14 protein-coding genes are annotated in these 13,489 nt (G+C 60.8%); 11 read left to right on the top strand and 3 right to left on the bottom strand.

Features of this window, described 5'->3' with window-relative positions; all coding sequences use genetic code 11:
* Positions 1-88: 88 nt before the first annotated feature.
* Positions 89-730, bottom strand: coding sequence for a hypothetical protein (locus OF385_RS01945; RefSeq protein WP_264276738.1), 642 nt, complete (start codon positions 728-730; stop codon positions 89-91).
* A gap of 208 nt (positions 731-938) precedes the next feature.
* Between OF385_RS01945 and OF385_RS01940 the strand changes: the two genes are divergently transcribed.
* Together OF385_RS01940 and OF385_RS01935 are read left to right on the top strand one after the other, a co-directional pair.
* The gene (locus OF385_RS01940; protein WP_264276737.1) at positions 939-1,355 is read left to right on the top strand and encodes a GNAT family N-acetyltransferase; all 417 of its coding nucleotides are present in this window, start codon (positions 939-941) and stop codon (positions 1,353-1,355) included.
* Positions 1,356-1,397: 42 nt separating this feature from the next.
* The gene (locus OF385_RS01935; RefSeq protein WP_264276736.1) at positions 1,398-2,066 is read left to right on the top strand and encodes an alpha/beta family hydrolase; all 669 of its coding nucleotides are present in this window, start codon (positions 1,398-1,400) and stop codon (positions 2,064-2,066) included.
* A gap of 42 nt (positions 2,067-2,108) precedes the next feature.
* Here OF385_RS01935 and OF385_RS01930 read toward each other — a convergent pair whose 3' ends face one another.
* Positions 2,109-3,530: a helix-turn-helix transcriptional regulator gene (locus OF385_RS01930; RefSeq protein WP_264277837.1), complete on the bottom strand. Its 1,422-nt coding sequence runs from the start codon at positions 3,528-3,530 to the stop codon at positions 2,109-2,111.
* 281 nt (positions 3,531-3,811) lie between these two features.
* On the opposite strand from OF385_RS01930, the gene OF385_RS01925 reads away from it, so the two are divergent.
* The 5 genes from OF385_RS01925 (at position 3,812) to OF385_RS01905 (ending at position 9,821) form a co-directional block, all read left to right on the top strand.
* Positions 3,812-4,432, top strand: a complete 621-nt coding sequence (locus OF385_RS01925) for an AAA family ATPase (protein ID WP_264276735.1) — start codon at positions 3,812-3,814, stop codon at positions 4,430-4,432.
* A gap of 9 nt (positions 4,433-4,441) precedes the next feature.
* A complete protein-coding gene (locus OF385_RS01920; protein WP_264276734.1) occupies positions 4,442-5,044 on the top strand; it encodes a HutD family protein in 603 nt (200 codons plus the stop codon).
* Positions 5,045-5,581: 537 nt separating this feature from the next.
* Positions 5,582-6,895, top strand: a complete 1,314-nt coding sequence (gene aceA, locus OF385_RS01915) for an isocitrate lyase (RefSeq protein WP_264276733.1) — start codon at positions 5,582-5,584, stop codon at positions 6,893-6,895.
* Positions 6,896-6,975: 80 nt separating this feature from the next.
* Positions 6,976-8,613, top strand: coding sequence for a malate synthase A (gene aceB / locus OF385_RS01910; protein WP_264276732.1), 1,638 nt, complete (start codon positions 6,976-6,978; stop codon positions 8,611-8,613).
* 128 nt (positions 8,614-8,741) lie between these two features.
* Positions 8,742-9,821, top strand: a complete 1,080-nt coding sequence (locus OF385_RS01905) for an alpha/beta hydrolase (protein WP_264276731.1) — start codon at positions 8,742-8,744, stop codon at positions 9,819-9,821.
* On the opposite strand, the gene OF385_RS01900 is transcribed toward OF385_RS01905, so the two are convergent.
* Positions 9,818-10,387, bottom strand: a complete 570-nt coding sequence (locus OF385_RS01900) for a histidine phosphatase family protein (RefSeq protein WP_264276730.1) — start codon at positions 10,385-10,387, stop codon at positions 9,818-9,820. The two genes, OF385_RS01905 and OF385_RS01900, sit on opposite strands and share 4 nt — an antisense overlap.
* A gap of 244 nt (positions 10,388-10,631) precedes the next feature.
* Here OF385_RS01900 and OF385_RS01895 point away from each other — a divergent pair, with 244 nt between their 5' ends.
* The 4 genes from OF385_RS01895 to OF385_RS01880 all read left to right on the top strand — a co-directional run bounded on the left by OF385_RS01895 (position 10,632) and on the right by OF385_RS01880 (position 13,475).
* Complete coding sequence (locus OF385_RS01895) at positions 10,632-11,981, top strand: amino acid permease (RefSeq protein ID WP_264277836.1); 1,350 nt, start codon at positions 10,632-10,634, stop codon at positions 11,979-11,981.
* A gap of 33 nt (positions 11,982-12,014) precedes the next feature.
* Positions 12,015-12,395: a hypothetical protein gene (locus OF385_RS01890; RefSeq protein WP_264276729.1), complete on the top strand. Its 381-nt coding sequence runs from the start codon at positions 12,015-12,017 to the stop codon at positions 12,393-12,395.
* Between the two features lie 22 nt (positions 12,396-12,417).
* The gene (locus tag OF385_RS01885) at positions 12,418-12,558 is read left to right on the top strand and encodes a hypothetical protein (protein ID WP_264276728.1); all 141 of its coding nucleotides are present in this window, start codon (positions 12,418-12,420) and stop codon (positions 12,556-12,558) included.
* A gap of 227 nt (positions 12,559-12,785) precedes the next feature.
* Positions 12,786-13,475, top strand: a complete 690-nt coding sequence (locus tag OF385_RS01880) for a DsbA family protein (RefSeq protein WP_264276727.1) — start codon at positions 12,786-12,788, stop codon at positions 13,473-13,475.
* Positions 13,476-13,489: the final 14 nt, after the last annotated feature.

The raw sequence follows: 13,489 nt of genomic DNA, 5'->3' as shown, positions 1-13,489 counted from the left end.
GGATTTGCAGCCGGGGGCTTGATCCACGGAAGCTTTTGCTTCGGTGGATCAAGCCCCTTTTTCACGCCCGAACAGCTCCAGCCGCCCCTCAGCTTTCCGGGGCGGGGAATTTCGTCACGTCTTCACCGCAGGTGAGAACCAGTTCAGTGTTCTGCTTTTCAAGTGTGCAATGGCCCGAGACAAAATGACCGGACTCCGCTTCGCTGCTGATCCCGTAGACCTCTTGATAGACGAATGGCGATTTCGGGGTGTACACAACAAAGCTTGCAGGGTCGAAACCCGGTTTGGAAACTACAACGCTCTCGCCGGTCTCCGCGTTGACCTTGTGGTAGTCGGACATGAGTGCATTCAGCCCTGAGATCAGCCAAAATCCGAGCCAGGCCAACGAAGCCGCAGTGATGAACAGGTGCACAATAATCCGCACCAAGACGCGAGTGGTTTTTCGCCCGATCCGGGTGATCATCTTGGGCACAAGGCACAGCAGGCCTGCAGCAGCTGCAAGACCGCTGATCAGGAATCCGCAGAAAACCAGTGACTCTCCCGCGACGATGAAAAAGACCACTCGTCCAGCTGGCCATAGCTGCTCCAACAACGCCCACAGCCAGCCAGCACCCAGACCGAAAATCGCCGCGACAGCAAGAAGCAAGATTCCCCAAGCCAGCTGCTTCCGGCTCATCTTGTTGTCTTGCAGTTCAAGGATCCCTTCGCTCTCAACAACCGCCTCGTTCATCTCAGAGGGTTCTTTCAAGAGATGTTGCAGGAGTGTGCGCTGGCGACAGCGGGATCAGATTCATCCGTTCAGTCTTTCAGGATGCCGGTTGCAAAGCCTCCGACCCGGGTATGAATTAGTCCAAGCAAATTACGACGCTCCGCAAGCGTTATGGCCCAGCGATGTTAGCCTGAAGCAAAATCATGGACATGCAGGGAGCAATCGGACAATGGAAATATCCACGACACAAGTCCCCACCCATGAACAGATCATCGCCCTCTACGATTCGGTTGGCTGGAGCGCCTATAGGGACCAACCTGACGTTTTGGCCAGAGCGCACGCCAACTCGGATTTCCTAGTTTATGCCTACGACGATGATCACCAGCTCATTGGATTGGCCCGTGCGATATCTGATGACGCGACCATTTGCTACCTCCAGGACATCCTCGTCCACCCGCAAGCCCAGCGCACTGGAGCAGGACGAGAACTGTTCTCAGCTGTCCAGAAACGATTAGAGCACCTGCGCCAGTTCGTGCTCATTACCGATGACGAACCGGGCCAACGGGCATTCTATGAATCAATGGGACTGACCGAGGGATCTGATTTCGAGCATGGCCCCGTGAGGGTCTTTGCACGGTTCAATTAACCTGCTCCTAGTTCGCCTTGCTCACCGATTAGGCTTGAATCCATGACGCAAGAACTGTCGATTCCGTTTAATGATTCTGGGCTCAGCGCCCTGTGGTCACCTGCAGAGCAAGCGACCGCGATGATGATCCTGGCCCACGGTTCCGGCGCAGGCAAAGATAATGACTTCATGACCGGCTATGCTCATGCTGTCGCGGATCTCGGGATCAGCGTCCTGAGCTTCAATTTTCCTTACATGGACGCAGGCAAGAAATTCCCGGACAAGACACCCACGGCGATTGCGGTCTGGCACCAGGTTCGCGCTTGGGCCGAAGAACACCTGGCCGACGGCCTGCCCGTCGTTGTTGCCGGGAAGTCTTTTGGCGGACGAATGGCATCGCTGGCCATCGCCGATGGAATGCCTGCCCAGGCGCTGATCTTTCTGGGCTACCCGCTGCACGCGCCCAAGAAGGAAGACAAGCTCCGCGATGAGCACCTCTACCCGTTGACCATTCCCATGCTGTTTTTGGAAGGCACCAAAGATCCCTTCGCAAACCCCGAAAAGATGGAAGCTGTCGTGGCGAAGCTCAACGGGTCATCAGAACTTGTCTGGTTTGAAGGCGGCAACCATTCCTTCAAGGTGGCCCGTTCCCAACGGACTGTGGTGCAAGACGGTGCATGGCTGGCTGAGGCTACCGCGAGTTTCATCGCCAAGCATTGTTCCCAGCGCTAGTTCCAGCCACACCCCGTGAACATCTGGGATGACTTGACAGCCTCAGCCTTCCTGGCGTTGCAAGAAGCTATAAACCTCGGTTTCATCTACGCCAGGGAAGGCACCGGTAGGCATGGCAGCCAACAGATGCGTATTGGCGCGGGTTGCTGGCCAGGCGTTGCCAAACCACTGATCCGATAGGTCCGCAGGCGGACGACGGCAGCAGTTTTCATCCGGGCAGGTGGACTGGCACCGTTCCTTGGTATCGCGACCGCGGAACCATTTCACGTGCTCAAAGGGAACGCCGATGGACAGCGAGTACAGTCCTGAAGAGTGCCGTTCGGTGCGGGCCGTGCACCAGTAGGTGCCGTTGACTGTATCGGTGTACTGCTCAAATGATCGGAATTTATCCATCTGCTCAAAGACGACGCGGCTGGTCCAATAGCGGCAGATCGTCTGCCCTTCGATGGCTCCGGTGTGATCCGCCGGGAAATTCACCCGGTCATTTTCATACGCCTTATGCAAAATGCCCGACTCATGCACTTTCTGGAAGTGGCACGTCATTCCCAAATGTTCGGTGGCCAGATTGGTGAAGCGGTGCGCCGCCGTTTCATAGGACACGGCGAAGGCATCACGCAGGTCTTCGATGGCCAGCTCCCGGTTGTCCTTGGCCCGGCTCAGATATTCGACGGTCGATTTCTCCGGCATCATCAGCGCCGCAGCAAAATAGTTTGTTGCTACGCGCTGGGAGAGGAAATCCGAGTAATCGGTCGGTGGCTTATGTCCAAGCACGTGATGCCCCAAGGCCTGCAGCAGCACCGACCGAGGGTCATGCTCGGTCCGGTTGGCCTGCGTCAGGTAGATGCGCATATTTTTCAGGTCGGTCACCGAGCGCGTGGAATGCGGCAGGTTTCCGACGAAGCGCAAACTGAAGCCGAGATGCTCCGCGATATCCGCGGCACGGTGATGGGACAGCGGCCCGGAATCGTGGCCGACGGCCGAAAGGACCTTGGAGGCTTCCTGCTCGATCTCTTTGTAGTAGTTATTGCGGCCCCGCATCTCGTGGCGCAGGGCGGTATTGGCCCGGCGGGCTTCTTCAGGAGTGGCCGCCTGTTCGTTCAACCGGCGTTCGAGTTCGTGCTGCAGTCCTACCAAGGACTCGAGCACGTCCATCGGAAGGCGGGTGCCCACGCGTACGGTCGGCAGTCCCAACGACGCGTAGAGCGGGCCACGCTGGGCGCGCTCCAATTCAATTTCCAGGGCTGCTCTGCGCGAGGGCGGTTCGTTGCCCAGCAGGTCATCCACGCCTACTTCGAAGGCGCCCGCCAACGCTTTGAGCAGGGACAGCTTCGGCTCCCGCTTGCCGTTTTCAATCAAGGAAAGCTGGCTCGGCGCGGTGTCGACCAAGGCCGAAATATCGTCGAGTGTCATCTGCTTGCTTTTGCGCAGGAAACGAATCCTTCGTCCCAGGGCAATGGCATCCATCTCCGGGGTTTCCCCGGAGCTATTGCCATTTTCGGGCTTCGTCGCGCGGTTCCATGTGGTTGCAATCACATATCCAGACTATGTGAAGAACCAGGAACTTTTCCAGAAACCGACCATAAAAGTTGTTTTACCCCGACATCGAGCACCTCGGCGAGTGAAATATTTTCAGTTCTTCTATTCGTGTCGGGTTTGCGCCATTCATACCGAATGCACAGCAGGCATGCGGAATCATGCATGCCTGCTGCTCGTTGAACTAGGCAACAGCCACTCCAAGGAGCAGCATGACCGCCATCGCAGAAAAAGTCCTCTCCGCGAAGAACTCCGCCCACGATCCCCCGAGGACCTTTGTTGTCATGGGTATCGACGGGGCAGGCAAAAGCACGGCCATCGCCACCTTGGTGCAGGAATTGAATAACGAGCGGATCCCGGCACGCCGCCTCGCCAACGCCGCTGGGCGGCGCTGGCTCAATAACTTCTCTTTGAAGTCTGGAATCCGCATCCCGCGCTTCCTTCAGGAACGGGTCGAGACGACCCTGCGGATCTTTAATGTCGCTCGGAATTCCTTGGCCGCAGCGCAATCTCCTGGCCTGACGGTGATGGATCGCCACCTGTATTGCCAGCTGGTTCTTCGCCACGTCCGAGGCCATAAGCCAGGCATGCTGCTGCCGTGGCTCGCACGCAAATTCACCGAAAACACAACCGTCATTCTTCTCGATGTTGACCCCCAGCTTGCTTTCGAACGCATCAATGCAAGAGCAGAAGATGAGGAACCGTTGGAGTACCTGCAGTCAGCACGAGCTGAATATCTTCGCCTAGCGAAGCTGCATGGTTGGCTGGTACTCGATGCATCGGTGCACACAACGCAACTGGTGGATCAGTTGCGCATGATCGCTGGCAAGTAGACTCGAATCATGAGCGAAGCACAGGCTACTTTTGCACCCGAGTCCATTCTCCAGCTATCCAAGAGCACCAAGAAGCAGTGGGAACTGGGACAGGTCCGGCTCATTGCCGTAGGAACCCTGGCCGATAACGGGACCTTGCAGCGTAGCTCCGAAGCCGAAGCAACTTGGCAGGTATCCGTTCGCTCTATTGAGAAGGCAGCATCCTTCTCCTCCTTGCTCCCTGCCCAGGTAATGACCTTGGTGGCCGGCGATTTTGTCGAGCTCACCGTCGACGGCGAGCAGCACGGCCTGGAACCTCTGCGTCCGCTGAAGTTCACCACCGACGCTCCGGTCGAGGCCAGCCAGCCCACCGAAGAATTGCTCACCGTACATGTTGCCGCAGATCCGCAGAGGGTCCGCCCCACGGTGCGCATTGTTGAGCTGTCCAAGAAGCGCGAGCAGTACCTCTTTGATGGCCAGCTCAGCATCCTGCTGCAAGGTTCGGCAACCTTGCTCCTCGGTGAAGACCAGCAGCCCGTGAACCTGCGCGATACCGTCACCGGTTCGGATGCCCGGGAACCGCGCATTTCCGGTCGCGGCGTCATGGCTGTCGTTTCCCTCGACCTGGTGTAGCCAGCCCGAGGCATCAACACGCCGCCGGCCCCCGAAATCAAGAAACGAAGAATTTTCGAGTCAGTTTCTTGTTTCCTGCACCCCACTCGCACGCTCAAAGACTCTTTTCCGCTCACCCGTCGCCTGAGGGCATCTATAGGTCTTGCTGCTTAGCGCTTCACGCTTCTGACCCTTGCTGCCCTGCCTTGTCGCCGCCCAAATCTGCTTTCAATCGGTTAATTCCCATATCAAATCAGGGCAGCACACTGCCCTTCTGGCGACTTCGATCGCGCTCGCTCGCCCGCAACCGTGGGGGCACTGCTAAATTTTCACAATTCTTCTCTGCGATTTTGCTCGCCCACGTCAATTTTTAGCGCTTTGGCTCACTTTCAGCCCAAGAATCACAAATCTTTCACTTTCGAGAAGAAGTGAAGATCTTAATCCGAAAAACCTCTATTTCGGCTCTTGCGCTTGAGGAAAAGTAGTTCCCACGAAGAAGTTCACACGATCACCTAGCGATCAATATGAACCCGGAACTTGCGCGAAGGAGCCAAGGCAATGACTACCGAGAACACCAACGAAACCTCGATCGACAACCGCATCGCAGCCATCGAGACCGACTGGGACAACAACCCCCGCTGGAACGGGGTCACTCGCGATTACACTGCCGCCGACGTCGTGAAGCTGCAGGGCCGAGTTCAGGAAGAACACACCCTGGCCAAGCGCGGTTCGCAGAAGCTGTGGAAGCAGCTCACCGAAGAAACCCCGACCGGCGGCTACACCAACGCCCTGGGCGCACTGACCGGCAACCAGGCAGTACAGCAGGTCAAGGCCGGGCTGCGGGCCATCTACCTCTCCGGCTGGCAGGTTGCGGCAGATGCCAACCTCTCGGGCCAGACCTACCCGGACCAGTCGCTCTACCCAGCCAACTCGGTCCCCCAGGTAGTGCGCCGCATCAACAACGCGCTGCAGCGTGCCGACCAGATCGAATTCTCCGAAGGCATCCAGAGCGTCGAAGACTGGATGGTCCCGATCGTCGCTGACGCAGAAGCCGGCTTTGGCGGCCCGCTGAACGCGTACGAGCTGATGAAATCCATGATTGCGGCCGGCGCCTCGGGCGTCCACTGGGAAGACCAGCTGGCCAGCGAAAAGAAGTGCGGCCACCTCGGCGGCAAGGTGCTGATCCCAACTCAACAACATATCCGCACCCTGAACGCGGCCCGCCTGGCCGCCGACGTGGCTGGCACACCCTCGGTGGTCATCGCCCGCACCGACGCCGAAGCGGCAACCCTGATCACCTCGGATGTCGACGAACGCGACCAGCAGTTCATCACCGGCGAGCGCACCCCCGAAGGCTTCTACAAGGTCACCAACGGCATCGAACCGTGCATCGCCCGAGCCAAGGCCTACGCCCCGTATTCGGACCTGATCTGGATGGAGACCGGCACCCCTGACCTGGAACTGGCCCGCAAGTTCGCCGAAGCGGTCAAGAAGGACTTTCCGGACCAGATGCTGTCCTACAACTGCTCACCGTCCTTCAACTGGAAGAAGCACCTGGACGATGCCACGATCTCCAAGTTCCAGCGCGAACTCGGTGCCATGGGCTTCAGCTTCCAGTTCATCACGCTGGCCGGCTTCCACGCGTTGAACCACTCGATGTTCGACCTGGCCGCCGGCTACGCGAAGGATGGCATGAGCGCCTACGTCGAATTGCAGGAACGCGAATTCGCTTCAGAGGCCGCCGGCTACACCGCCACCAAGCACCAGCGCGAAGTCGGCACCGGCTACTTCGACGCGATCTCCACGGCGCTGAACCCGAACGCCTCCACTCTGGCCCTGGTGGGATCCACCGAAGAAGGCCAATTCCATTAGACCCTTCACGGGTCGATGGTGCTAGCCGGCAAGGACGCCGGCTAGCACCACCACCATTTTTAATCTTTAAGGACGCTGCCATGAACTCCCCGATCACCTTGAACAACATCACCATCACCGCTACCCCCGTTCGCTACCAGGAGCAGATCCTGACCAGCGACGCACTGGATTTCCTCTCCACCCTGCACAGCGCCTTCGAGACCCGCCGTGCCGAGCTGATGCAGCGCCGCCAGGTCAACCGGGCGCGCATCGCCAATGGCCGTGACCCGAAGTTCCTGGAAGAGACCCGCGCTATTCGCGAAGATGAGTCATGGCAGGTAGCCCCGATCGCTCCAGGGCTGGAGGATCGCCGAGTGGAAATCACCGGCCCGATCGAACGCAAGATGGCCATCAACGCGCTGAACTCCGGCGCCAACGTATGGCTGGCCGACATGGAGGATGCGTCCTCGCCGACCTGGCAGAATGTGATCAAGAACCAGGTCAACCTGATCCGCATCCTCGATCAGGAGCTGAATTTCACCGCACCGGATGGCCGCGACTACACGCTGAACAGCTACGAGCTGAGCGAGCTGCCCACCATCGTGGTCCGCCCCCGCGGCTGGCACCTGCCCGAGAAGAACCTGCTGGTGGCCGGCACCCCGATCTCCGGCGCACTGGTGGACTTCGGACTGCACTTCTTCCACAACGCCAAGCGCCTGCTCGCAGCCGGCCGTGGCCCGTACTACTACCTGCCGAAGCTGGAGAACCATCTGGAGGCACGGCTGTGGAATGACGTGTTCAACATGGCCCAGGACCTTTTGGGCATCGAGCGCGGCACCATTCGCGCCACGGTGCTGATCGAGACCATCACCGCCGCCTTCGAGATGGAAGAGATCCTCTACGAACTGCGCGAGCACTCCTCGGGGCTGAATGCCGGACGCTGGGACTACATCTTCTCGATCATCAAGAACTTCCGTTCGCGCGGACCGCGCTTCGTGTTCCCCGACCGCGACACCGTGACCATGGCCGCGCCGTTCATGCGGGCCTACACCGAGCAGCTGGTGCGTGCCTGCCACCGTCGCGGGGCAACGGCAATCGGCGGGATGAGCGCCTTCGTTCCCAACCGCAAGGATGCCTCGATCAATCAGATCGCTTTCGGCAAGGTGCGCGAGGACAAGGCCCGCGAGGCAGCCGACGGCTTTGACGGATCCTGGGTGGCCCACCCGGATCTGGTGTCGGTAGCCCGCGAGGTCTACGACGAAGTGCTCGGAGAGAACCCGAACCAGCTGCAGCGCACCCGCGAGGATGTCGAGGTGTCGGATACGGCGCTGCTGAATATCCAGAGCGTCACCGGCAAGATCACCGAGCGCGGCATCCGCGACAATATCGAGATCGGCATCCGCTACATCGAGTCCTGGCTGCGCGGCAATGGCGCGGTGGCACTGCGCAACCTGATGGAAGATGCCGCAACCGCGGAGATCTCGCGATCCCAGCTGTGGCAGTGGATCCACCAGTCGGCCATCACCGATGAAGGCGAGATCATCACCCGACGCTGGGTGCAGGAACTGGCCGAGGAGACCATGGACCGCATGGAGCGTTTCGAAGGAGACCGCTTCGAGGAAGCCCTGGAGATCTTCGAAGCCTGCGCCCTGCGCGATGACTTCCCGACCTTCCTGACCAAGAATGCCTACCTGCGCTACCTGGATGCGCCAGCCCGCACCTTGGAAATGGCAGGCTAGGCGCCGCACAGACCCGGCCGGTTGAAACCAGTCGTCCTCAAGATCGGCCACGAGAAGCGGCATTCATCCGCTGGTAACCAGTCCAGCGGGTGGATGCCGTTTTTGTGCGCTGTGGCTAGGCTGTTGCCATGGCATTGAAGTTCAAGAGTCCCGCCGAAGATCTCTGGCAGCCTGACCTGCTCGGAGATGGTTTCTCCTCTCGGCCCCTGCCCTTGGCCGATGGTTCGACCGCGACCCTGGTGCGGCATCGTCCGCGCAAGATGCTGCGCCTGGCACCGCCGCTGCGCGGCATCGCGGTGCTCTATGTGCATGGCTGGTCCGACTACTTCTTCCAGCAGGAACTGGCCGAATTCCTCAGCGAAGCCGGCGCCGACTTCTACGCGCTGGATCTGCGCCATTACGGCCGCAATCTGCCCGCCGATCAGGCCAGCGGCCTGTCCGCGACGATCAGCCCCGGGTTCACCACCGACCTGCAGGACTACTTCGAGGAATTTGATGCCGCGCACCGGATCATTTCCAGCGCCCACCCGGGCACCCGGTTCGTGATGCTCGCCCACTCCACGGGCGGGCTCAGCGCGTCCCTGTATGCGGCGGCCAATCCGAACAAGGTCGATGCGCTGGCGCTGAACAGCCCCTGGCTCGAATTCCAGGCCAGCGAAATCGGGCGCACCGCGCTGGCCCGCATCATCCAGGCGGCCAGCACGCGCAATCCGCATCGCTATTTGCCCACCGTGGATCCGGGGCTCTACACCCGCACCGTGTCCAACCAGTTCAACGGCGAGTGGGACTATGACCTTAGCTGGCGGCCGGTCAATGGCTTCAAGCTCACCGCCGGGTTCATCGGCGCGGTATTCGCTGCGCAGGCCAAGGTGAAAAGGGGGCTGGACCTGCAGATGCCGACCCTGGTGATGCTCTCGGCAGACGACTACCTGCTGCCCCGCTGGCATGACACCGCCACGCGGGCCGATGTGGCGCTGAACGTGCAGGTGGTGGCGCAGCGCAGCCTGGATCTGGGACGCGAATTGCACGTGGTGCGCCTGCCTGGAGCGCTGCACGATATCTTCCTGTCGGCCCCGGCGGTGCGGGCCAAGGCCTATCGTTCGCTGGGTTCCTGGCTGGCGGCGCTGAAAATCCGGCAGCGCGATTCGCAGCTGGCCTCCTGCATCCGCGCGGTGCTGCCCGGCGGCCGCCAGGTGCTCGACTTCTAGCCGCTGATCTTGGCCGGGACCTCGTCGTTGACCAGTTCCAGCTGCCAGGCTCCATCTTGGTCCTGGCCCACAATGGCCACCGAGCCGTTGCGGATGGTGTCCAGCTTGTAGCCGGCCAGGTGCGAGAGCGTGTAGCGGATGATCGTGCCATGGCAGATGATCGCGACGTTCTTGCCCGGGTAGTCGGCGGCGATCTGCTCGATGGCGTGCAGTCCGCGATCCACCACGGAGTCCAGCGGCTCGATGCCGCCGCCATTCTTATCCGGCCACTGGGCCAGCGCTTCGGCTTCGATCATGCCCTCGCCCTGGGCGTAGTCGCGCTCGATGAGCAGGTCATAGCTGGGGCCGAGTTCCAGGCCCAGCCCGTCGGCAATGATCTGCGCGGTCTCGCGGGCACGGGAGAGCGGGGAGGAAACGATGACATCCCATCCGCCGGTGCCGAGGACCTCGACCGCCTCGCGGGCCTGCACCCGGCCGGTGTCATTCAACGGGATATCGCTGGAGCCCTGCAGCCGGCCTTCGAGATTCCATTGCGTCTGTCCGTGGCGGACGAATCCTAGTTTCATAAGCCCATTCTCGCACTGTGCAGGTGGCCCGGGCCAGCTGCTGGTGGTTAAGCTCACGGTAGACCTATGCCACGTTCGGCGCATCAGGGTCCTGTGACAACGTAGGATTTTCTCGGCTGATTTCTGTTTTCCAACGGTTTCAGGCCCAAGAACGAATGCACCCGAACAGGATCCGAGCAATACTATCGTGACCGATATCAAGGCATCCCTGGCCCGCGGGCTCACAGCCCGCCACATCCGCTTCATGGCTCTGGGCTCCGCGATCGGAACGGGCCTGTTCTACGGCTCGTCCTCCGCGATCCAGGCCGCCGGACCCGCAGTCCTGTTTGCGTACATGATCGGCGGCGCGGCCGTCTTCATCGTCATGCGCGCCATGGGCGAGATGGCCGTGAAGCATCCGGTCTCCGGATCCTTCGCGCATTACGCGTCACGCTACCTGGGCAACTTCTCCGGCTTCGTCACCGGGTGGACCTTCAGTTTCGAAATGGCCATTGTTGCCATCGCCGATGTCACTGCCTTCGGCATCTACATGGGCTTCTGGTTCCCGCAGGTGCCGCAGTGGATCTGGGTGCTGGCCGTGGTGCTGCTGATCGCCGCGATCAACCTGATGAAGGTGAAGGTCTTCGGCGAAACCGAATTCTGGCTGGCCATCGTGAAGGTCACCGCGATCATCGCGATGATCGCCGGCGGCGCGGCCCTGATCGTCTTCGGCTTCAGCGCCCCTGGCACCGACACCGCCACCGGCGTGGCCACGCTGATGAGTGCCGGCACCCTGTTCCCCCATGGCTTCATGGGCCTGCTGCTGTCCTTCGCGGTGGTGATGTTCGCCTTCGGCGGCATCGAGACCATCGGCATCACCGCGGGCGAGGCCGACGATCCAACTACCTCGGTGCCGGCCGCCATCAACACCGTGCCATGGCGCATCCTGCTGTTCTACGTGGCTTCCCTGGCCGTGGTCATGATGCTCTTCGACTGGCGCCAGATCGATGGCTCGGCCTCGCCGTTCGTGCAGATCTTTGATGGCCTCGGCTTGCCGGCGGCAGCCCACGTGCTCAACGCCGTGGTGATCACCGCGGCGGTGTCGGCGATCAATGCCGACACCTTCGGCGCCGGACGCATGCTCTACGCGATGTCGGTGGCCGGCCACGCGCCGAAGTCCTTCGGCCGGGTCTCGGGCAATGGCGTGCCGTGGATGACCGTGGTCATCATGGCCATCGTGCTGCTGGTCGGCGTGGTGCTCAATGCCCTGCTGCCGGAAGCGCTGTTCACCATCATCGCCTCCATCGCGACCTTCGCGACCGTATGGGTGTGGATCATGATCCTGGCCTCCTACTTGGCCATGCGCCGGCAGGAAGCCAAGGCCGGCCGTGATAGCTCGCTGCCCCGCGAATACGCTGTTCCAGGTGGAACCATTGCCGCATGGGCTGCGCTGGTCTTCATGGCCTTTGTCGTGGTGCTGCTGGCGCTGAGCGCCGAGACCCGCGTGGCCCTGTACACCGGCATCGCCTGGCTGGCCTTGCTCGGCGTGCTCTACAAGGTGCTGGTGCGTCCAGCGGCTGCCATCAAGCAGGATAGCGGCTCTGTGCAGGGCTGATCCCTGGCTGATGATCCGGCGCCCGGCTTCCCGATGGGAAAACCGGGCGCCGTTGTCGTATCCGCAGGCAGCTACTCGATGGGTTCCCGGTGCGTGCTGCTCCTGGAGCAGCGCCGGGGTGGCCCAGAGGAGCGTTCCCGCTCCCACGATCCAGAGGCTGCCCAAACCCAGCTGCAGGCAAGCGAGGAAGCCGCCGCGCGGGCCTGCGATGATCATGGCCCACAGCACCGCGCAACGCAGCCGCAGCAACCGGTTGCTTCCATGGTTGGATACGGCGAGCACTGCGAGGATCATTCCGGCGAGCGCTTGGCCGGCCTTGACCAAGGTGCCGGTCGCATAGGTCAGTCCCCACCAGGACACTTCGCCAGAACGCGCAGAGGACACGTTGGCCACGCCCCTCTCGGCGGCCAATAGGAGCGCTGTGGCGTAAGGCTGAATGCTTCCGATCCCAGCCGCGGTCAAGAGCAGGGAGGCACTGAAATACGTGGTCTCCGGCCTGCGCAACGCAACCAATGGCGAGGGCGTCACGGCGGCCGAGGAACGCGTGGAGTTGCCGGACATGAGCGACAGGAAATAGCCACCAAAGCGGACGAACAAGACGCCATCCACGAATCCGGACCTGGCGGTGATGGTTCCGGCAACGAGGATTCCACGCCAGCGAAGATTCTTGGCCCCGTGGACCGCTTCTTCTGCACTTCTGCGTTCTCGGACTTCACCTCCTGCTCCCGATCGTTCCAGCCATTGGCGTGTTTCAGGTCCGCCGGTACGCGGAATGCATTCGAACACAAAGTTGTTAGCTCAAGTATGAGTGAAATTATTAGCGAACAGCCTGCTGATTCCAAGCGCCTGCGCGTAGACATCTTCTCCGATATCGCCTGCCCTTGGTGCTTCATCGGCAAGCGCCGTTTCGAGCAGGGAGTCGAAGCGTTTGAATACTCGCAGAACGTCGACGTGTACTGGCATGCCTACCAGCTGGATCCATCCTTGCCGGACAATTACGACGGCAGCGAAGCCGAGTACCTCTCCAAAATGAAGGGCCTGGATCAGACGCAGGTTCAGCAGATGCTGCAGCACGTCACCGCGCAGGCGGCCGAGGAAGGCCTGGAATACGACTTCGATAACCTCAAGGTGGCCAATTCCTTTACCGCCCTGCGCGTTCTGGAATACGCCAAGCAGCACGGAGCAGGCAACGAGATGAAGGAGTTATTGCTCTCCGCGCACTTTGAAAAGGGGCTGGATACCGGCAACGTCCAGACACTGCTGGAGCTGGCGGGCTCGTTGGATCTCGACGTTGCGGAACTCGGCGCACAGCTCGAGGCCGGCGCCTACACCGAGGAAGTCAATGCCGATATCGCGCAGGCCCAGCAGATCGGAATCAGTGGTGTTCCATTCTTCGTTCTCGACGGAAAATACGGGATCTCCGGCGCGCAGCCGGCCGACGTTTTCGCCAATGCGCTCACCCAGGTCTACGCGGAGAACGTGAAGACGCAGTAGCTGCGAAACCTGAT

This window comes from Glutamicibacter sp. JL.03c, from assembly GCF_025854375.1.
In the GTDB taxonomy this organism is placed as follows: domain Bacteria; phylum Actinomycetota; class Actinomycetes; order Actinomycetales; family Micrococcaceae; genus Glutamicibacter.
Note: the sequence above shows the minus strand (reverse complement) of the source record. Positions and strands in the feature narration are given on the sequence as shown.